This is a genomic window from Novosphingobium umbonatum, from assembly GCF_004005905.1.
GTDB classification, from domain to species: Bacteria; Pseudomonadota; Alphaproteobacteria; order Sphingomonadales; family Sphingomonadaceae; genus Novosphingobium; species Novosphingobium umbonatum.
This window is the reverse complement of sequence record NZ_SACO01000015.1, coordinates 12,501-31,349: the sequence shown is the minus strand read 5'-3', so window position 1 is coordinate 31,349 and position 18,849 is coordinate 12,501. Positions and strand designations below refer to the sequence as shown.

Here is an 18,849-nt window from a genome sequence, read left to right as displayed (position 1 = left end):
GAGCGCTGGTAGCGGCACTTGCTTTAGGCGCATCCATCGGCTTGTTGATTACCGGACCTTTACTGGTCGACCATGCGGACGACGAATCCTTATTCGTCCAATTCACGGCGACGATAGGAATAGTCGGCATCGTCGCGGGCGTTAGTGCTATCTCTAAGTGGATGCGCGACCGAGGAATTATACGATAGCAGGGAAGCACTTGCAGCATGGCCATTTTGCGGGTGGATGTCCACGTCCCAACCCTTTCCGACCATCCCCCGCCGCGCAGCGGCCTTAAAATTCAGCCACAGCGCCACCTACCGAACCCAGCGCCACCCATTAAAGGGATTGCAAAGGGCCCCCGCCCTTTGCCCGCCGGAGGCATAAAACGCCCGCCGGAGGCAAAACGCACCGGAACCCAAAACCCCCGCTCAATCCCCCGCAATCATCAACCCGTCCACGCGAATGGTGGGCACATTGATCGAACGGTGCCATTCCAGATCGTCGGCCGGCACCATCGCCTTGAACATATCCAGCAGATTGCCCGCCACGGTGAACTCGGCCACGGGACCGGTGATCTCGCCGCCCTGAATGCGAAAGCCGGAGGCGCCTCGGCTGTAATCGCCGGTCACGCCGTTGACGCCATGGCCAATCAATTCGGTGACATAGACGCCATCGGCAATATCGCCGATCAGATCGGCTACCGAGACGCTACCCGCCGCCAGATGCAGGTTGCTGGGCGCCACGCCCGGCGCGCCGCTGCCCCCGCGCGAGGCATGGCCGGTGGGCGTCAGCCCCAATTGGCGGGCCGAGGCGCTTTCCACCAGCCAGCCAGTCAGCTTGCCATCCTGCACCAGCGCGCGCGAGGCGGTGGGCAGGCCCTCGCCATCAAACGGGCGCGAACGCAGGCCGCGCAGGCGGTGGGGTTCGTCCATGATCAGGATGCTGCTGTCGAAAAGCTGCGCGTCCAGCTTGCCCAGCAGGAAGCTGGCCTTGCGCGCGATCCCTGCGCCCGACATCGCCCCCAGCAAATGCCCAAGCAGCGACCCGCCCACACGCGGATCGAACACCACCGGCATGGAGCCGCTTTTCAGCTTGGCCGGATTGACCCGCGCCACCGCGCGTTCACCCGCCTGTTGGCCGATGAAGGCGCTGGAGGGCAGGTCCGCCCCGTGGCGCGCGGTGCGATAGGCATAGTCGCGCTGCATCAGGCCGCCCTCGCCCGCCACCACGCTGGCGCTGACCGAACGGCTCGTGCCTTGGTATCCGCCGGAAAAGCCGTGACTGGTGGCCAGAGCCATCACCACCGCGCCGCTGGCCGCGCCCGCACCCTCGCTGTTGGTCACGCCAGCCACGGCACGGGCGGCGTCCTCGGCCTCCTCGGCCATGGCGCGCAGGGCCTGCGGGCTGGGCTCTTCCGCGTCAAACAGGTCCAGATCGGGCACCGGCCCTTTGAACAGCATCTCTTCGGGCGCCAGACCAGCATAGGGATCTTCGGGCGCCTGCCCCGCCATATCCAGCGCGCGGGCCGCCAACTCGCTCAAAGCCGCATCCGACAGATCCGACGATCCGATCGAGGCCGAACGCCGCCCGACAAACACCCGCAGCCCGATATGCTCGCTTTCGGAACGCTCCACATCCTCCAGCTTGCCCAGACGCACCGACACGCTTTCCGAAGCATCGGCAATGTAAACAGCGTCCGCAGCATCCGCGCCAGCCTTGCGGGCGCGTGCGATCAGGGCCTCGGCCCGCTCCTGAGCCTGGGCAGATGTCAGCATGGCGAGAGCAACACTCCTTTGCGTGACCGCCGGTGCAACACGAACCGGCGGCGATAATGGAGCGTAGCTCTAGCCCCCTGATCTTGCGAGAGCAACCGGCACGGCGGCCTTTGCTCTCAACCGAACACCATCGCCAAAACGCGGAACAGGCCCGACAGGGCAAAGGGCATGCCAATCGCCGCCATCCACACCATCATCCGGTCGCGCCGATAGGCCATCTCGCGCGCGGGATCGCGGGCCTCGATCTCGCTCAGGCAGGTCCAGCGGCGTTCCACCATGCGGCAGGCCGGAATAATCGCCCCCACCAGAATCACCAGCGCCAGATAGGGCAGCAAGGACGTGCTTTCCTGACGCAGCGCCGCGATGGTCAAGAAAATCTGCAAGCCGGTGTAAACCAGCAGGCCATAGGCGATATGGTCGCTGATCTGCTTGCGCCAATCCCGCAGATTCGAGTCCGGCACCTTGCCCTTATGATGCTCCAAGCCCCCAAGCTCCCGATCCCATCGGGCATAGGGCTGCATATCCCCTATGTCGGGGTCGGCATAAAAATCATGCCATGCCTTGGCCATTGGCCCACTCCCATTTTTGGGCCCCGATTGTCGGGAGCCCGTTTATTATGGACCAAAGTAGAACACCGAAGCCGCCCGCAGGCAAGCGGATTTGCGAGAGGTGCGAAAGGCGCGCCCGTCGATTTGTCATGCAGGAAACCTGCCAAATTTGCCTCGATCTTGAGCCAAGCCTTGCCCATCGCCGCGCAGGCTCCTAAAATATCCAAGCATGACAAATTCCACCCTCTCCAGCGAAGCCACGCTCGCCCCCGCAAATACCGCCTTTAGCGGGCTTCAGGTCGTCTCCATCGCCAAAAGCTATGACAAGCGCGCGGTGCTGACCGACATCTCGCTGGAGGTGGCCAAGGGCGAGGTGATGGGCCTTTTGGGCCCCAATGGCGCGGGCAAGACCACCTGTTTCTACTCCATCATGGGTCTGGTCCGCCCCGATTCGGGCCGCATCCTGCTGGACGGCATCGATATCACCCATCTGCCCATGTATCGCCGCGCGATTCTGGGCTTGGGCTACCTGCCGCAGGAAACCTCGATCTTCCGTGGGCTATCGGTGGAACAGAATATTTCTACCGTGCTCGAACTGGTCGAACCCGATCCCGCCACGCGCGAGGCAGAGCTGGAAAAGCTGCTGGAGGAATTCGGGCTTACCCGCCTGCGTTCCAGCCCTTCGATGGCGCTGTCAGGCGGGGAGCGCCGCCGTGCGGAAATCGCCCGCGCGCTGGCGGCCAAGCCGTCGATCATGCTGCTGGATGAGCCTTTCGCCGGTATCGATCCTTTGTCCATCGCCGACATCCGCCATCTGGTGCATGATCTGAAACAGCGCGGGATCGGCGTGTTGATCACCGACCATAATGTGCGCGAAACGCTGGAAATCTGCGACCGTGGCTGCATCATCTATGGCGGGCAAGTATTGTTTGCCGGTAGCCCCGAAGCGCTGGTGGCCGATGAGAATGTGCGCCGCCTCTATCTGGGCGAAGGCTTCACGCTTTGATCCGCAGCGCCGGACATAAGGGATAGCGCATGGCAATGGGGCCGCGCCTAGACCTGCGCCAGGCACAAAGTCTGGTGATGACGCCGCAATTGCAGCAGGCGATCAAGCTACTGGCCCTGTCCAATCTGGAAATCGAAACCTTTATCGGCGAGGCGCTGGACGCCAACCCCTTGCTGGATCTGGCCGAGGCGGGGCCACCCGAAGCCCCCGCCCTGCCGGAAGAAGCGCGCCGCACCACGCTGGAAACCTCCCCCGTCGATCAATTGATCGGTGAAGGCCGCGCGGCGGAGGATCGCCCGCTGGATGTGGACGCCAGCGCGCTGGATATCGACCGCGACACCGGCGATAGCACCGGACAGGCCGCCGAACCGGCCTATGAAGGCCCCTATGATGGCGGGGACAATTTGGGCGGGGATGCCCCCGTTTCCGGCGGCGGCGAGGCGCCGGGCATTGACGAGCATGGCACCGGCGAAAGCACTTTGGCCGAGCATCTCCATGCCCAGATCGGCGCGGTGGCCCGCGATGCCAAACTGGGCTTCATCGCCCGCTTCCTGATCGACCAGCTGGACGAGGCGGGCTATCTGCCCATCGCGCTGGAGGAATTGGCCAGCGACCTGCAAGTACCTTTGGCCGAGATGGAGGCCGCGCTGGCCTTGGTGCAAAGTCTGGACCCGACCGGCGTGGGCGCGCGCAACCTGTCGGAATGTATCGCGCTACAGGCCAAGGAAGCCGACCGCTATGACCCCGCCATGGCCCGCATGATCGCCAATCTGGACATGATCGCGCGCGGCGAATTGCCCCGCCTGCGCAAAATGTGTGGCGTGGACGAGGAAGACTTTGCCGATATGCTGCGCGAATTGCGGCAGTACGATCCCAAGCCGGGCCTGCGCTTTGGCGGCGGCGTGGCGGAAGCCGTGGTGCCCGATATTCTGATCACCGCCAGCGCCGATGGAGGCTGGAATGTGGTGCTCAATCAGGCAACCTTGCCGCGCCTGATCGTCAACCGCAGCTATTATGTGGAAATGCGGGGCGTTTGCGGCGGCAAATCCGGCCAAGGGAAACAGGATCGCGGTTGGCTGTCGGAAAAGCTGGCCGATGCCAATTGGCTGATCAAGGCGCTGGACCAGCGGGCCAAGACCATCCTGAAAGTGGCCAGCGAATTGGTGAAGCAGCAGGACGGCTTTTTCCGCCACGGGGTTTCGCATTTAAAACCGCTGACCCTGCGCGCGGTGGCCGAGGCGGTGGGCCTGCATGAATCGACCGTCAGCCGCGTCACCTCGAACAAATTCCTGCTCTGCGCGCGCGGCACGTTTGAGCTGAAATATTTCTTCACGTCCGGCGTGGCCTCCTCCGATGGCGAGGGCGCGGTGTCGGCCGAGGCGGTGAAGGCCGCGATCAAGCAATTGATCGACAATGAGGACCCCAAGAAGATCCTGTCCGACGATACGCTGGTCGATCTGCTCAAAGAGCGCGGCTATGATCTGGCGCGCCGCACCGTGGCCAAATATCGCGAGGCGATTGGGCTTGGCTCCTCGGTGCAGCGCCGCAGACAGAAAGCGATTGCGGGCAAGCGCTAGATCAGCGCTGCAACTCCGCCGCCCGCACCCGCCATGTTTCCGCCAGCAAGGGCTGTGCGGCCAATTCGGGCAAGACGCTGCGGTCCGCCTTATGTCCGCCGCCGATAATCACATGGAACAGGCGCGACACCGGCCAAGCCTCCAGCCCGCGCTCGACCAGTTCCAGCCGGTCGCCCGCCTGCACCACGCCTTCTTCCAGCACGCGGTAATACCAGCCCGAGCGCAAATTCTGCACGATCTTTGCCGCCAAAGGCGCATAGCCGAAACGATGCCCCAGTTTCCAGCAAGGCTGGCGCCCGTGGCTCACCTCGATCAGCGCCGTGCCCAGCCGGAACCTGTCGCCCAACAGCACCTGATCCTCGGTCAGGCCCAAAGTGCTGATATTCTCGCCAAAGCCGCCGGGCGCAGCCAGCAACGGATGATCGCCCAGATGTTCAGCCCAGCCCGCGTAATGGTCAAAAGCGTAATGGTGCAGCGCCTTGTCCGGCCCGCCATGATGTTTGCGGTCGGCCTGCTCATCACCCTCCAGCCCCAGAAAGCCCACGCGCACCGGCCCTTGCACCGGTTGCTTGGCAATGGCGCTCGGCTCGTCTTCGTTGCGGAAAGGGGCGACTTGGCCGGTCATCACGGCCAGAATTTCGGGGTGAAGGCTCATGCCTCCAGCTCAATATCCCAATAAAGCCAATCGCGCCATGTTTCATGCAGATGGTTGGGCGGAAAGGCGCGGCCCCTTTCCTGCAATTGCCAACTGGTGGGGCGGATCGGCGGGGTAAGCAAAGGCATATTGGCCTGTTTGGGGGTGCGCCCGCCTTTTTCGAAATTGCAGGGCGAGCAGGCCGCGACGATATTTTCCCAAGAGGTGCGCCCGCCCAATCGGCGCGGCAAGACATGGTCAAAGGTCAAGTTATGCGGGCTGCCGCAATATTGGCAGGCGAATTTGTCGCGCAGGAAAACATTGAAACGGGTGAAAGCGGGAAATTCATTGGGTTTGACATATTGCCGCAACGCGATGACCGAGGGCAGCGGCATGGACCAAGCCTGCGAGCGCACCTCCCGCTCGTAACTGGCGATAATGTCCACCCTTTCCAGAAACACCGCCTTGATCGCGGTTTGCCATGGCCAAAGGCTGAGCGGATAATAGGAGAGCGGCGTATAATCCGCGTTCAAAACCAGCGCGGGACAATCTTGCAAATGGCGGGAAACGCCCAAAGGGCGGGAGGGGTCATCCCCTGCGCTGCGGTAATGAGCCGCGCGCTCGATCAGCTCCGCCTTGAGCATGGCTCCTGATACCAACAGCGCGTGACGGTTTGGCGACAAGTCATGGGCATGAGTGAACAACGGGAATGGCTTCAGGTCAAGCCTTGCCTTGGGGCAAAATCCACAGGATGAGGCATAGCATGATCCGCACCCGTTTCGCCCCCAGCCCCAATGGTTCGCTGCATCTGGGCCATGCCCTGTCCGCCATCACCGCGCATGATCTGGCGCGGGCGGGCGGAGGCGAATTCCTGCTGCGGATCGAGGATATTGACGGCACCCGTAGCCGCCCCGAACTGGTCGAGGAAGCGCTGCAGGATCTGGTATGGCTGGGGCTGACATGGGACGGGCCGGTGGTGTTCCAGTCGCAAAGGCTCGCCAGCTATGGCGCGGCGGCGGAGCGGCTCAAAGCTATGGGGCTTCTCTACCCCTGCCAATGCACCCGCGCGCAGATCGCAGCGGCGGCGACACTGCAGGGGCCTGACGGGCTGGTCTATCCCGGCACCTGTCGCGGGCAGGATGTGCCGCCGGACGGGGCAGCATGGCGTCTGGATATGCAAGCCGCCGTCGCGCTGGCCGGACCGTTGGTGTGGGAAGATGCACTGGCCGGACCGCAAACCGCCAATCCCGCCCCCTTTGGCGATGTGGTTTTGCTGCGCAAGGAGGCCCCCGCCTCCTATCATCTGGCCGCCACGTTGGATGATGCCGCCGATGGCATCACCTTGGTAACCCGCGGGGCCGATCTGTTCCATGCCAGCCATGTTCACCGCCTGTTGCAAGCCTTGCTGGGCCTGCCGGTGCCGCGCTGGCATCACCATGCGCTGCTGGTGGAGCCGGACGGGCGCAAGCTGGCCAAGAGGCGCGGCTCGCCTTCCTTGGCCGACCGGCGGCGCGCGGGCGAGGATGGCAGGGCCTTGGCCGCTGCCCTGCGGGACAGGCGCTTGCCCGCTGGCCTTTGTCTGTCGATGGGCGTAGGCTGATGCCCACAAGAAAAGAGAAGGAGCCGGGAGATGAGCAAATTTGTTCTGGTGCCGATCATCGTCATCGCGATGGTTTACGTGGTGATCAGTCTGGTCAAAGGCATCGCCGCCTTTCTGCAATCCACGCGGGCCGAGCTGGATGATGATCCCGCCGCAGGCCCCAGCGTGATGCAATTGCGCCAGAACGAGATGATGTTCTCCCGCATCAAATTTCAGGCGCTGGCGGTGATCGTGGTGGCGGTACTGCTGGCGGCAAGTCGATAGGATGGTCTTTTGGTCAAGTTGAACAAGATTTACACCCGCACGGGCGATTCCGGCACGACGGGGCTGGTGGATGGATCGCGGGTGGGTAAGCAAGACGCCCGCATGGAAGCGATCGGCAGCGTAGACGAGGCCAATTGCGCGATAGGTCTGGCAGTGCTGGCCTTGGAAGGCGGGCATCGCGCCAGCCTGTTGCGGGTGCAGAATGACCTGTTCGATCTGGGCGCGGATCTGGCAACGCCCCTAGGCACATTGGGGGAAGATTTTACGCCATCCCCCATGACCCTGCGCATCATTCCCGAACAGGTCGCATGGCTGGAACAGGCGATTGACGCGATCAACGAAAACCTCGCCCCGCTTACCAGCTTTATCCTGCCCGGTGGCACAGAAGCGGGCGCCCGCGTCCATATCGCCCGCGCCAGCGTGCGCCGTGCCGAAAGGGCCTGTGTCGCTCTGGCAGCAGAGGTTCCGGTCAATCCGCAAGCTCTGGCCTATATCAACCGCTTGTCGGATTATCTCTTCGTTCTGGGGCGGGCTGTGAATGACGATGGTGCCGCCGATGTGCTATGGGTGCCGGGCGCCAGCAGGCAGGGCTAATTTTCCAGACGGAGAGACAGGTTTATGGCAAAGATCGGGGTGATTGGCGCGGGCCAGATGGGTAGCGGCATCGCGCAAGTGGCCGCCGCCAAGGGGCATGACGTGCTGCTGGCCGATGTCAGCGTGGAACTGGCGCAAAAGGCGATTGCCAGGATCGGCAAGGGGCTGGAACGCCTGATCGCCAAGGAGAAGATTTCGGCGCAGGATGCCGCCGCTCTGGTCGCCCGCATCACCCCCACCGCCGATTATGCGCCGATGGGCGAGGCGGGTTTCATCATCGAGGCCGCCACCGAGCGCGAGGATATCAAGGCCCGCATTTTTGAAAGCGCGGGCAAGGTGCTGGGCGCGGATGCCATTCTGGCCAGCAACACCTCCTCCATCCCCATCACCCGCATGGCGCGGCAAACACCCGATCCGGGGCGTTTCATCGGGTTGCATTTCTTCAACCCCGTGCCGGTGATGGCCTTGATCGAAATGATCCCCGGCCTTGCCACCAGCGAGGCCACGATTGCCGCCACCCGCGCCTTTGCCGAAGGGCTGGGCAAGCAAGTGGTGATGAGTCAGGACGAGGCGGGCTTTGTGGTCAACCGCATCCTGCTGCCCATGCTGAACGAGGCGGTGTTTGTGCTGGGCGCGGGTACGGCCAATGTGGCTGATATTGACAAGGGCATGAAGCTGGGCTGCGCCCATCCCATGGGCCCGCTGGAACTGGCCGACTTCATCGGGCTGGACACCTGCCTTGAAATCATGCGCGTGTTGCAGGCCAGCACCGGCGACAGCAAATATCGCCCCGCGCCGCTATTGGTCAAATATGTCGAGGCAGGCTGGCTGGGCCGCAAGAGCGGGCGCGGGTTTTACGACTATTCCGGCGCGGAGCCTATTCCCACACGCTGATTATTTCCCCCAAGGGTTCCCGCTGGCCGAGGAAGCCGCCGCGCTGCTGGCGGCTTCGCTCTGGTCCTTATCGGGAATGGTGCAATAGGCGGTGAGCATGACGCCCGCCGCCCAGAGCAAAGCCTTCCAGCGACTGGCAAACACCTGCCCCATGCGCGGGCCAAAGGGGATCATGCCTGCGCCGCCTTTTTGAGCGCATAGAGCATATCCAAAGCCTCTCGCGGGGATAGCGCGTCAATATCCAGCGCCTCAAGCCGTTCCCGCAGGGGATCGCCCTTGGGCTCCTCCTCCGCCACATTGGCAAACAGGGGCAGATCGCCCAGCCCTGCGGCAATGCCGCCGGTTTCCGCACGCTGCTTTTCCAGCTTGCCCAGCACCGCCTTGGCCCGCGCCACCACCGGCGCCGGCACACCGGCCAGACGCGCCACCGCCAGACCATAGGAACTTTCCGCCGCGCCCTGTGCCAATTCGTGCAACAGCACCAACTCGCCCTTCCATTCGCGGGCGCGGACGTGGTGCAGGCTCAAGGCCTCGCAACTATCGGCCAGACGTGCCATTTCATGGTAATGGGTGGCAAACAGGCATCGGCATTGGTTCACCCCATGCACCGCCTCGGCCACCGCCCATGCCAGCGCCAAGCCATCATAGGTGCTGGTGCCGCGCCCCACCTCGTCCAGAATGACAAAGCTGCGATTGGTAGCCTGTTGCAGGATGGCGGCGGTTTCCACCATTTCCACCATGAAGGTCGACCGCCCGCGCGCCAGATTGTCCGATGCGCCCACGCGGCTAAACAGGCGATCCACCAGCCCGATCCGCGCCTCTTGCGCAGGCACAAAGCCCCCCGCCTGCGCCAGCAGCACGATCAGCGCATTCTGCCGCAGGAAGGTCGATTTACCGCCCATATTGGGGCCGCCCACCAGCCATAGCCGGTCAAACATGGTGAGATGGCAATCATTGGCGACAAAGCGTTCGCCCTTGGCCGCCAGCGCGGCTTCCACCACCGGATGGCGCCCACCCTTGATCGCCAGTTCCTGCTTTTGGGTGATGGTCGGGCGGGTCCAGCCCCCTTCCGCCGCACGCTCGGCCTGCCCCGCCGCCACATCCATCCGCGCCAGAGCCGCAGCCGTGGCGGCAATCGCATTGCGCGCGGCAACAGCGGTGGCGATCAATTCCTCGAAATGGGCTTCCTCGGCCACCAGAGCGCGCCCACCCGCTTCGGCAATGCGGGCGGCTTCCTCATGCAGGGCCAACGCGTTGAAACGCATCGCGCCTGCCATCGTCTGCCGATGGGTAAAGCCGCTGTCGGGTGCCATCAGCGCATCGGCACGGCCTACGGGCACTTCGATGAAATAGCCCAGCACGCCATTATGCTTGATTTTCAGCGCGGGAATGCCGGTCTGCTCGCGATATTGCGCCTCCAGCGCGGCAATGGCCACGCGGGCATCCTTGGAAATGGTCCGCAGATAATCCAGATCCGCGTCATAGCCCTCGGCAATATAGCCGCCCTGCCCGCGTTCGGTCGGCGGCGCGGACACCAGCGCGCGGGTAAACAGGTCGATCAGGCCTTGATGGCCCACCAATTCGGGCAGCAGTGCTTCGAGCAGGGCGGGGCGATCGGCCGCCCGCTCCAGCCGCGCTGCCAGCCTTGCAGCACCGGTCAGACCATCGCGCAATTGGCCAAGGTCGCGCGGGCTGCCGCGCCCCGCCACCACACGGCCCAAAGCGCGGCCCACATCGGGCATGGCTTTCAACTCGCTGCGCATATCCTCGCGCAAAAGGGCATCCTGATGCAGCCATGCCACCAGTTCCAGCCGCGCCTCGATGGCCTGCTGGTCCAGCAAGGGGGCGGACAGGTCCTCGGCCAATTGGCGCGCACCCGCGCCGGTGACGCAGCGGTCCACCGCCTCGATCAGGCTGCCCTTGCGCCCGCCTTGCGCGCTGGCCAGAATTTCCAGACTTTGCCGCGTGGCTTCATCCATCGCCAGATGCGCTTGCGCCTGTCGCGCCACGGGGGGCAGCAGCAGCGGCAGCCGCCCCCGCCCCACATGGTCGAGATAAGCGATCAGCCCGCAAGCCGCCGCCAGCATGGCGCGGGTAAAGCTGCCGAAACCATCCAGCGTGGCCACGCCATGAATGCCGCAAAGCCGTTCCTGCCCGCCCTCGCTGGAAAATTCATGCCCCCCGCGCGGGATCGCCTGCAAAGGCGCCAGTTCCCAGCCATCGGGCGCCACCAATTCGCTGGCGCCCAGACGGGCCAGAGAGGCCTCCATCCTTTCGGGCGGGCATTCCTCCAGCTCCATCCGGCCGGTAGAAATGTCCACCGCCGCAATGCCCACCACGCCCCGCACATCACACAAGGCCGCCAGAATATTGGCGCGGCGCGGCTCCAGCAGGGCTTCCTCGGTCAGCGTACCGGCGGTAACGAAGCGCACGATGTCACGGCTGACCAAAGCCTTGGACCCGCCGCGCTTTTTGGCCTGTTCGGGCGTTTCGGTCTGTTCGGCAATCGCCACGCGGCAACCGGCCTTGATCAGCCGCGCCAGATAGGCCTCTGCCGCGTGGCATGGCACGCCGCACATCGGGATCGGCGCCCCGCCATGTTCGCCTCTGCTGGTCAGCGCGATATCGAGCACCTGCGAGGCGGTTTTCGCATCCTCGAAGAACAGCTCGAAAAAATCGCCCATGCGATAGAACAACAGGCAGTCGCCCGCCTTGGCTTTCAGCGCCAGATATTGCGCCATCATCGGGGTCACATTTTCGCTCATCGCTTTATGGGTTAGCCCCAGAATCGATGACATGGAATGGCTCCATCCCAAGCTTTCCCCTATCAAAACATATTTTTTCTGGTTACGAATGCGGAGCAAGAAGGAGAAATTTTCGGTGTCCGAGGAAAGCCCCGAGCAGGCAAACGTTCGTTTTACCGAGCGTGAAGCCCTGTTTTACCACAATACCATGCGCCCCGGTAAAATCGAGATCATCGCATCCAAGCCGATGGCGACCCAGCGCGACCTGAGCCTGGCCTATTCGCCTGGCGTGGCCGTTCCGGTCGAAGCCATCGCCAAGGATCCGGCCACGGCCTATGATTACACCGCCAAGGGCAATCTGGTGGCGGTTATTTCCAACGGCACCGCGATTCTGGGTCTGGGCAATCTGGGCGCGCTGGCTTCCAAGCCGGTGATGGAAGGCAAGGCGGTGCTGTTCAAGCGCTTTGCCGATGTGGACTCCATCGACATCGAGTTGAATTCCGAAGACCCCGAAGCGCTGATCGAAGCCATCGCGCTGATGGAACCCAGCTTTGGCGGCATCAACCTTGAAGATATCAAGGCGCCCGAATGTTTCGTGATCGAGCAGGCCCTGCGCGAACGCATGAACATTCCGGTGATGCATGACGACCAGCACGGCACGGCAATCATTTCGGCGGCCGGTCTGATCAACGCCTGTATGCTGACCAACCGCAAGCTGGAAGACATCAAGGTGGTGGTCAATGGCGCGGGCGCGGCAGCGCTGGCCTGTACCTCGCTGATCAAATCCATGGGCGTGCGCCACGAAAACGTGATCGTGTGCGACCGCGACGGCCCCATCTATCGCGGCCGTGAAAAGCCGATGAACCAGTGGCAGAGCGCTCATGCGGTCGACACGCCTGCCCGCTCGCTCGAAGCGGCGCTGGTGGGGGCCGATGTGTTCCTCGGCCTGTCGGCTGCCGGTGCCTTGCCGGCCGAATATGTGAAGAAGATGGCCGATGAGCCGATCATCTTTGCCATGGCCAACCCCGTGCCCGAAATCACCCCGCCCGAGGCCAAGGCCGCCCGCCCCGATTGCATCATTGCCACCGGCCGCTCGGATTATCCCAATCAGGTCAACAATGTGCTGGGCTTCCCCTTCATCTTCCGCGGGGCGCTGGACGTGCGCGCCACGGCGATCAATGAAGAGATGAAGATTGCCGCCGCCAATGCGATTGCCGAACTGGCGCGCGAACAGGTGCCCGAGGAAGTGGCGCTGGCCTATGGCAAGAACCATAGCTTTGGCCGTGATTACATCATCCCTGCCCCGTTTGACCCGCGTCTGATGGAAGTGGTGTCGATGGCCGTGGCCAAGGCCGCGATGGAATCGGGCGTCGCGCAAAAGCCGATCGAGGATTTCGACGCCTATCGCCACCAACTCAAGAGCCGCCTCAACCCCACCACTTCGGTGCTGACGCAGGTGTATGAGCAGGTGAAGGCCAACCCCAAGCGGGTGATCTTTGCCGAGGGCGAAAACGAAGTGGTGCTGCGCGCCGCGATCCAGTTCCGCGACTTTGGCTATGGCACCCCCGTTCTGGTGGGCCGCACGCAGGCCGTGCGCGACAAGCTGGTCGAGCTGGGCGTATCCAAGCCGGAAAGCTTTGAAATCCACAATGCCGCCGATAGCGAGCATGTGGAGGCCATGGGCCAGATGCTGTATGAGCGCCTGCAACGCCGTGGCTATCTGGAGCGCGATATCAAGCGCATGGTCAATCAGGACCGCAACGGCTTTGCCTCGGCCCTGTTGAAGATGGGTGTGGGCGATGCGCTGGTCACTGGCGCCACCCGTCCCTTTGCCCAGACCATGCGCGAAGTGCGCCATGTGCTGGACCCCAAGGAAGGCCGTCTGCCCTTTGGCATCCATGTGATGGTGGGCAAGAACAAGACCACTTTCCTGGCCGACACCACCTGCCACGAACGTCCCTCGGCCGAAGAACTGGCGGTGATCGCCAAGGAAACCGCCGCTGTGGCCCGCCGTCTGGGCCATGAGCCGCGCGTGGCTTTCCTGTCCTTCTCCACTTTCGGCAACCCCACCGGCAAGTGGCTGGAACCGATCCGCGGCGCGATTTCCATTCTGGACGCCGAACCGCAGAACTTTGAATATGAAGGCGAAATGACGCCGGATGCCGCGCTCAATCCGGCGGTGATGAAGCATTATCCCTTCAGCCGCCTGACGGCTCCGGCCAATGTGCTGATCTTCCCCGGCCTGCAATCGGCCAATATCGCGGCCAAGCTGCTGCGCGAGCTGGGCGGCAATACCGCGATTGGCCCGATCCAGATCGGCATGGAAAAGCCGGTGCAGATCGTGCCGATGACCGCGATTGCGCCGGATGTGCTGACGCTGGCCGTGCTGGCGGCGGCGGGCATCACCGGCTGATCGAACGCTTCTTTGCTGAAAACGAAAGAGGGGGCCGCCAAGCCCCCTCTTTTTTGTGCCTGATAGGCTAGCTTACTTCCACAGCCAGCGCGGCGACAGGTTGCGCTTCTTGCGGTTGGCCCACATTTGCACATAGAGCCAGATGCCCGACACGCTGAAGAAAATCAGCGCAAAGCCGGTCAGCGTCGAGATCACCACGCCAACGGGGCCAAAAGTCTCGCCCGAATGCAGGTGATGCAACAGGCCGACAATGCTCTGCCCGCCCTTTTGCTTGGGGCGGCACATCACATCCTCGGGGCAGACGAAATCGGGTTGCAGCTTGGAAATCGAGGCGGGCTTTCCTGCTTCCTGCGGCGGCTTGCCCCCGCCCTGCGTCAAAGGCACGATCTGGCTAAGCACGCCGGTGACCGCCATCCACAGCATGAACACACCAAAAAACAAACTCAACCAACGGTGCCATTTACGCATTGCAGTCAAACTCCTCCGATCCAGTGGGCATCACCATGCCAGCGCAAGACCATATCTGGCCAGCGCTTTTGCGTGATAATCTGTCGCGGGATGTCGCGCCCTGACGCAGCGCACAGAAAAGGGGCGGGAAGTTGCCCTCCCGCCCCTTGGTAGGGAACTCTAAGGCCTCACTGACAGGCCCTTACTGGCATTATAGGACAATGAATCGGAAACTTTTCCTTAAATCATTAAATATCATACATAAAAGAAAATTCAATTTCAATTTTTTGGAAAAACGTAAACTCTTAGACCTAGTCTCCATGCTTGCTCGCCAGAAAAGTTCACGAAACATTTCTGGCAGATGGGTTAGAGCGTGTTTACAATTCATAAAGCGCTACTGCACTTTATGAATTGTAAACACGCAACTGCCAAAGGCAGAAATTAGCTAAAAACCCCGGAAAACCTGTAGCGGTTGGACTGCGAAGCTGATCCATTGATGGGGACGCTCACTCAGGCCAGTTATGCGCCCAAGTCCTTGTTAAGCTTGAGCGATCAGCTTGGAGACTTGAGCAAGGATGGAGATCTGCTTTAGGTTTTACAGCGGGCGGTTGGTTTTGAATATTTTCGAATCTGACTGAGAGGCTGGGATATGGCGATGGGTCAGAGATGGCCGCTCGCCTTTTGGCCCAAAGATGATGTTTAGGGCCCTGTTTCTGTAGGCGCAACACAACCTGTCCGATGCGCGCATGGAGTTCATGATCCGGGATCGACTGAGTTGGCTGCGGTTTCTGGGGCTCGCGCTTTGGGACCGGATGCCGGATGAGAACACAATCCGGCATTTTCGCAATCGCCTGACCGAAAATGCGAAGCTCGCGAGAAGAGCCCGCTTGCGACAGTTGTCGGTTATCTCAGTATCATTCCGCTTTCGCCGCGCCGAACTATTAGCGTCCGGCCTCCCTCAAAGAATACCAAAGCCTCGGATTCGCCACAGTATAGGGGGCGAAACAATTCGGCGAGCGTCTGAGTGACGATACAGCACAAAGGCCGAATAGTTTGACAGGAAGCATGAGGATCGACATTGCCGGCATATTACTATCAAACGAAATTATGAATATTTTGCAAATTTTTAAATATTTCATTTCAATATAGGCCTCAAACACGACACCTCCCTGTCTAAATCGACGACAACGGGCTCTTCCACTATGATGCTATCAATTTCCTTTTTAGTGACGGGATCTCGCAGCAAGAACATGCTTTTACCTTGATAGGGCTGGCAATATATTGTCACCTTACCAAGGCCATCAACGCCACAAATTTCAAGATCAAGCAGCATTATTCTCATTGCTCGCTCAAATTCATCAAGCGTATACTGACTGCTGAAATTGATTTTCATTGTCCCTAACCTCACTGCGTCGAAGCCGGGCCTTGGTAACATCCGTGACTGAGTCCGAACGCGCTGCCGTCTTTAGGCAGGCCTTGGACATGCACGACAGCGACCCGGCCAGAAGCACTGGCCAGTTCTCAGTCATCAGTCAGGGTTACCAAGCCCCACGCCGCTCTGTCTGCGGCATCTCCCCCTTTATTGCAGCGCCGGTGCCGATTGTCACCACCCGTTAATTGGCGATCACGGCGAATTACGCGCAGCCGCGCCATTGCCGACCATGCGTTCCAAAGCTAACAATCCGGCCAACTATTCGGAATCTGAAAGGCCAACATGCTCACAGGCGAAATCCGCAACCAAGTTGACCAGATCTGGAATGCCTTCTGGTCGGGCGGCGTTTCCAATCCCTTGTCGGTGATCGAGCAGATCACCTACCTGCTTTTCATCAAGCGCCTCGATGATCTGCACACGCTGGAGGAGAACAAGGCCGCCAACCTTGGCATCGCCATGGAGCGCCGGATCTTCCCCGATGGCCATGACGATCAGGGCCGCCCATGGTCCGACCTGCGCTGGTCGCGGTTTCGCAATTTTGAAGCGCGCGAGATGATGGATGTGGTGGCCGAGCGCGTCTTCCCCTTCCTGCGCACGTTGGGCGAGCAAGGCTCCAGCTATGGCACCCATATGAAGGACGCCCGCCTCGGCTTTAGCCAGCCCGCCTTGCTGGCCAAGACGGTCGACATGCTCGACAAGATTCCCATGGACGACCGCGACACCAAGGGCGATCTCTACGAATATATGCTGGGCAAGATCGCCAGCGCAGGCACCAATGGCCAGTTCCGCACGCCCCGCCACATCATCAACCTGCTGGTCGAGATGATGCGCCCCACGCCCGATGATGTGATCTGCGACCCAGCGGCGGGCACCTGCGGCTTTCTGGTGGCGGCGGGCGAATATCTGCGGGCCAACCATCCGCGCCTGTTCCGCGACGAGAAGCAGCGCCAGCATTTCCACAACGGCCTGTTCCACGGCTTTGACTTTGACCCCACCATGCTGCGCATCGGCGCCATGAACATGACGCTGCACGGCGTGGACAATCCCGATGTCAGCTATCGCGACAGTCTGGCGCAGGAGCATGATGGCGATGCCGGGCGCTATTCGTTGATTCTGGCCAATCCGCCCTTTGCCGGATCGCTGGACTATGAGCAGACCGCCAAGGATTTGCAGCAGATCGTCAAGACCAAGAAGACCGAGCTGCTGTTCCTCGCCCTTTTCCTGCGCTTGATGAAAACCGGCGGGCGGGCGGCGGTGATTGTGCCCGATGGCGTGCTGTTTGGCTCGTCCAAGGCGCATCAGCAATTGCGCAAGCTCTTGGTGGAAACCCACAAGCTCGACGGCGTGCTAAAACTGCCCTCTGGCGTGTTCCGGCCCTATGCGGGCGTGTCGACCGCCGTGCTGCTGTTCACCAAGACGGGCGTGGGCGGCACCGACAAGGTGTGGTTCTATGATTGTCAGGCCGATGGCTATTCGCTGGACGACAAGCGTACCGCCTTGTTGCCCGACGAGAAGCAGGGCGCGCTGCCCAAGCAGGCGCTGAGCACCGAGGAGCACGCCAAGAACAACCTGCCCGATGCTCTGGCGCGCTGGTTGCGGCGTGAAGAGGGCGAGGCCGACAACCCGCGCACCGCGCAAAGCTTTTGCGTGCCCCGCGCCGAGATTGCCGCCACCGGCACCTATGACCTCTCGCTCAACCGCTACAAAGAAGTTGAGCATGAGGAAGTGACCCACGAAAGCCCCGCCGCGATCATCGCCGATCTGCGCGCGCTGGAGGCCGAAATCAGCGAGGGCCTCGCCAAGCTGGAGGCGATGCTGGCATGAAAGTGGTAAAACTTGGTGAGTTGGTATCGGTTCAGACGGGAAAGCTGGATGCAAACGCTTCCTCGCTAGATGGAGAGTACCCGTTTTTCACCTGCGCTCGTGAACCACTCAGAATATCCGACTGGAAGTATGATCTCGACGCAATCCTTGTAGCAGGCAATGGCGACCTAAACGTCAAGCATTACAACGGAAGATTCGACGCATATCAGCGCACCTACATTTTGTCGTCCAAAGACCAAGGCCTAGTAGATACGAGATATCTGTATCATTTTATGGATACATATCTGGAGACTCTGCGCGCCCAAAGCATCGGCGGGATAATCAAATACATTAAGCTTGGAATGCTAACTGACGCGCCAATCCCGCTCCCCCCGCTTGCCGAGCAGAAGCGGATTGCGGCGATTTTGGATCAGGCGGACGGTTTGCGCCGCAAACGCCAACACAGCCTCGACCGCCTCTCCGCCCTCGGCCAAGCCATCTTCCACGAGATGTTCGGGGATCCCACAAGCAATGAAATGCGGTGGCCGAAAATTGGGATTAAAGACACTGGCATCAAAATTGCTGATGGTAACTATTCATCAAAATACCCGACAAAAGATGACTTTGTCGAACAAGGGGTGCCGTTCATCAGGGCCAACAACATGAAGGCCGGAGAAATTTCAGACGAAGACATGCGCTACATATCGCCCCAAAAGCACGCCGAATTAAAGAAGGGCCATTTGTGCGAAGGGGACATTCTTTTAACGACACGAGGGCAAATTGGAAATGTCTCGCTGGTCCCAAGGCGACATCAAAATTCAAACATCAATGCACAGATAGTCCTGCTTCGGCCTGACAAAAAATCTATCACTTCAGAATACTTATTTGGGCTTTTTTCGACGCAGTCAATGAAGAGTGCGCTAGAGGGTCTTCAGACCGGTGTTGCCCTTCAGCAGCTTCCGGTTGGGAAATTGAAGGAAGTCGAAATAATAGTCCCGCCAATGTATAGCCAGCAGCAATATGCTGACAAAGCCCGATCTTTGACTGAGATGCGAATTCAATCGTACACAGCCATGGTGAGTGCTGAGCAACTCTTCCAATCCCTCCAGCACCGCGCCTTTCGGGGAGAGCTTTAA

At 61.2% G+C, this 18,849-nt stretch carries 18 protein-coding genes; 10 read left to right on the top strand and 8 right to left on the bottom strand.

Annotated features, from left to right (window positions below):
* Window positions 1-410: 410 nt before the first annotated feature.
* Together EOE18_RS15785 and EOE18_RS15780 are read right to left on the bottom strand one after the other, a co-directional pair.
* Window positions 411-1,757: a TldD/PmbA family protein gene (locus EOE18_RS15785; RefSeq protein ID WP_127711282.1), complete on the bottom strand. Its 1,347-nt coding sequence runs from the start codon at window positions 1,755-1,757 to the stop codon at window positions 411-413.
* Window positions 1,758-1,873: 116 nt separating this feature from the next.
* Entirely contained in the window at window positions 1,874-2,326 is a 453-nt protein-coding gene (locus EOE18_RS15780) for a hypothetical protein (protein WP_246027483.1), read from the bottom strand.
* Between the two features lie 208 nt (window positions 2,327-2,534).
* On the opposite strand from EOE18_RS15780, the gene lptB reads away from it, so the two are divergent.
* Both lptB and rpoN read left to right on the top strand, forming a co-directional pair.
* Window positions 2,535-3,311: an LPS export ABC transporter ATP-binding protein gene (gene lptB, locus EOE18_RS15775; protein ID WP_127711281.1), complete on the top strand. Its 777-nt coding sequence runs from the start codon at window positions 2,535-2,537 to the stop codon at window positions 3,309-3,311.
* Between the two features lie 29 nt (window positions 3,312-3,340).
* Complete coding sequence (rpoN, locus tag EOE18_RS15770; RefSeq protein WP_127711280.1) at window positions 3,341-4,888, top strand: RNA polymerase factor sigma-54; 1,548 nt, start codon at window positions 3,341-3,343, stop codon at window positions 4,886-4,888.
* Window position 4,889: 1 nt separating this feature from the next.
* Here the strand turns inward: rpoN and EOE18_RS15765 are convergent, their stop codons facing one another.
* Both EOE18_RS15765 and EOE18_RS15760 read right to left on the bottom strand, forming a co-directional pair.
* Entirely contained in the window at window positions 4,890-5,543 is a 654-nt protein-coding gene (locus tag EOE18_RS15765; protein ID WP_127711279.1) for an MOSC domain-containing protein, read from the bottom strand.
* Complete coding sequence (locus EOE18_RS15760) at window positions 5,540-6,166, bottom strand: HNH endonuclease (protein ID WP_127711278.1); 627 nt, start codon at window positions 6,164-6,166, stop codon at window positions 5,540-5,542. Before EOE18_RS15760 ends, EOE18_RS15765 begins: the two co-directional genes overlap by 4 nt.
* Window positions 6,167-6,285: 119 nt before the next feature.
* Between EOE18_RS15760 and gluQRS the strand changes: the two genes are divergently transcribed.
* Genes gluQRS through EOE18_RS15740 form a run of 4 tightly spaced genes read left to right on the top strand, consistent with a single transcriptional unit; the run spans window position 6,286 to window position 8,874 of the window.
* Window positions 6,286-7,122, top strand: coding sequence for a tRNA glutamyl-Q(34) synthetase GluQRS (gene gluQRS / locus EOE18_RS15755; RefSeq protein ID WP_127711277.1), 837 nt, complete (start codon window positions 6,286-6,288; stop codon window positions 7,120-7,122).
* Between the two features lie 30 nt (window positions 7,123-7,152).
* The gene (locus EOE18_RS15750) at window positions 7,153-7,386 is read left to right on the top strand and encodes an HIG1 domain-containing protein (protein ID WP_127711275.1); all 234 of its coding nucleotides are present in this window, start codon (window positions 7,153-7,155) and stop codon (window positions 7,384-7,386) included.
* Between the two features lie 9 nt (window positions 7,387-7,395).
* Window positions 7,396-7,980 carry a cob(I)yrinic acid a,c-diamide adenosyltransferase gene (locus EOE18_RS15745; RefSeq protein ID WP_127711273.1) on the top strand — a complete coding sequence of 195 codons (585 nt, stop codon included), beginning with the start codon at window positions 7,396-7,398 and terminating at the stop codon, window positions 7,978-7,980.
* Window positions 7,981-8,004: 24 nt separating this feature from the next.
* Entirely contained in the window at window positions 8,005-8,874 is an 870-nt protein-coding gene (locus tag EOE18_RS15740) for a 3-hydroxybutyryl-CoA dehydrogenase (protein WP_127711271.1), read from the top strand.
* Here the strand turns inward: EOE18_RS15740 and EOE18_RS18540 are convergent, their stop codons facing one another.
* On the bottom strand, window positions 8,875-9,048 hold the full coding sequence (locus tag EOE18_RS18540) for a hypothetical protein (RefSeq protein WP_164852787.1): 174 nt from the start codon (window positions 9,046-9,048) through the stop codon (window positions 8,875-8,877).
* Window positions 9,045-11,639 carry a DNA mismatch repair protein MutS gene (gene mutS, locus EOE18_RS15735; RefSeq protein WP_181953064.1) on the bottom strand — a complete coding sequence of 865 codons (2,595 nt, stop codon included), beginning with the start codon at window positions 11,637-11,639 and terminating at the stop codon, window positions 9,045-9,047. Before mutS ends, EOE18_RS18540 begins: the two co-directional genes overlap by 4 nt.
* A gap of 187 nt (window positions 11,640-11,826) precedes the next feature.
* Here mutS and EOE18_RS15730 point away from each other — a divergent pair, with 187 nt between their 5' ends.
* A complete protein-coding gene (locus EOE18_RS15730) occupies window positions 11,827-14,031 on the top strand; it encodes an NADP-dependent malic enzyme (RefSeq protein WP_246027490.1) in 2,205 nt (734 codons plus the stop codon).
* 72 nt (window positions 14,032-14,103) lie between these two features.
* Here EOE18_RS15730 and EOE18_RS15725 read toward each other — a convergent pair whose 3' ends face one another.
* Window positions 14,104-14,478, bottom strand: a complete 375-nt coding sequence (locus tag EOE18_RS15725) for a PepSY domain-containing protein (protein WP_246027482.1) — start codon at window positions 14,476-14,478, stop codon at window positions 14,104-14,106.
* Window positions 14,479-15,224: 746 nt separating this feature from the next.
* Between EOE18_RS15725 and EOE18_RS19015 the strand changes: the two genes are divergently transcribed.
* Entirely contained in the window at window positions 15,225-15,506 is a 282-nt protein-coding gene (locus tag EOE18_RS19015) for a transposase (protein ID WP_425464303.1), read from the top strand.
* Window positions 15,507-15,613: 107 nt separating this feature from the next.
* On the opposite strand, the gene EOE18_RS15715 is transcribed toward EOE18_RS19015, so the two are convergent.
* Entirely contained in the window at window positions 15,614-15,871 is a 258-nt protein-coding gene (locus EOE18_RS15715; protein WP_127711265.1) for a hypothetical protein, read from the bottom strand.
* Between the two features lie 321 nt (window positions 15,872-16,192).
* Between EOE18_RS15715 and EOE18_RS15710 the strand changes: the two genes are divergently transcribed.
* The gene (locus tag EOE18_RS15710) at window positions 16,193-17,734 is read left to right on the top strand and encodes a type I restriction-modification system subunit M (protein ID WP_127711263.1); all 1,542 of its coding nucleotides are present in this window, start codon (window positions 16,193-16,195) and stop codon (window positions 17,732-17,734) included.
* On the top strand, window positions 17,731-18,849 hold the full coding sequence (locus EOE18_RS15705) for a restriction endonuclease subunit S (RefSeq protein WP_127711261.1): 1,119 nt from the start codon (window positions 17,731-17,733) through the stop codon (window positions 18,847-18,849). Before EOE18_RS15710 ends, EOE18_RS15705 begins: the two co-directional genes overlap by 4 nt.

Coding starts and splice junctions, on each gene's coding strand:
- lptB (WP_127711281.1), top strand. CDS start 2,535: ATGACAAATTCCACCCTCTCCAGCGAAGCCACGCTCGCCCCCGCAAAT.
- rpoN (WP_127711280.1), top strand. CDS start 3,341: ATGGCAATGGGGCCGCGCCTAGACCTGCGCCAGGCACAAAGTCTGGTG.
- EOE18_RS18540 (WP_164852787.1), bottom strand. CDS start 9,048: ATGATCCCCTTTGGCCCGCGCATGGGGCAGGTGTTTGCCAGTCGCTGG.
- EOE18_RS15765 (WP_127711279.1), bottom strand. CDS start 5,543: ATGAGCCTTCACCCCGAAATTCTGGCCGTGATGACCGGCCAAGTCGCC.
- EOE18_RS19015 (WP_425464303.1), top strand. CDS start 15,225: ATGGAGTTCATGATCCGGGATCGACTGAGTTGGCTGCGGTTTCTGGGG.
- EOE18_RS15740 (WP_127711271.1), top strand. CDS start 8,005: ATGGCAAAGATCGGGGTGATTGGCGCGGGCCAGATGGGTAGCGGCATC.
- EOE18_RS15730 (WP_246027490.1), top strand. CDS start 11,827: ATGCGCCCCGGTAAAATCGAGATCATCGCATCCAAGCCGATGGCGACC.
- EOE18_RS15715 (WP_127711265.1), bottom strand. CDS start 15,871: ATGAAAATCAATTTCAGCAGTCAGTATACGCTTGATGAATTTGAGCGA.
- EOE18_RS15785 (WP_127711282.1), bottom strand. CDS start 1,757: ATGCTGACATCTGCCCAGGCTCAGGAGCGGGCCGAGGCCCTGATCGCA.
- EOE18_RS15710 (WP_127711263.1), top strand. CDS start 16,193: ATGCTCACAGGCGAAATCCGCAACCAAGTTGACCAGATCTGGAATGCC.
- EOE18_RS15750 (WP_127711275.1), top strand. CDS start 7,153: ATGAGCAAATTTGTTCTGGTGCCGATCATCGTCATCGCGATGGTTTAC.
- gluQRS (WP_127711277.1), top strand. CDS start 6,286: ATGATCCGCACCCGTTTCGCCCCCAGCCCCAATGGTTCGCTGCATCTG.
- EOE18_RS15780 (WP_246027483.1), bottom strand. CDS start 2,326: ATGGCCAAGGCATGGCATGATTTTTATGCCGACCCCGACATAGGGGAT.
- EOE18_RS15705 (WP_127711261.1), top strand. CDS start 17,731: ATGAAAGTGGTAAAACTTGGTGAGTTGGTATCGGTTCAGACGGGAAAG.
- mutS (WP_181953064.1), bottom strand. CDS start 11,639: ATGAGCGAAAATGTGACCCCGATGATGGCGCAATATCTGGCGCTGAAA.
- EOE18_RS15760 (WP_127711278.1), bottom strand. CDS start 6,166: ATGCTCAAGGCGGAGCTGATCGAGCGCGCGGCTCATTACCGCAGCGCA.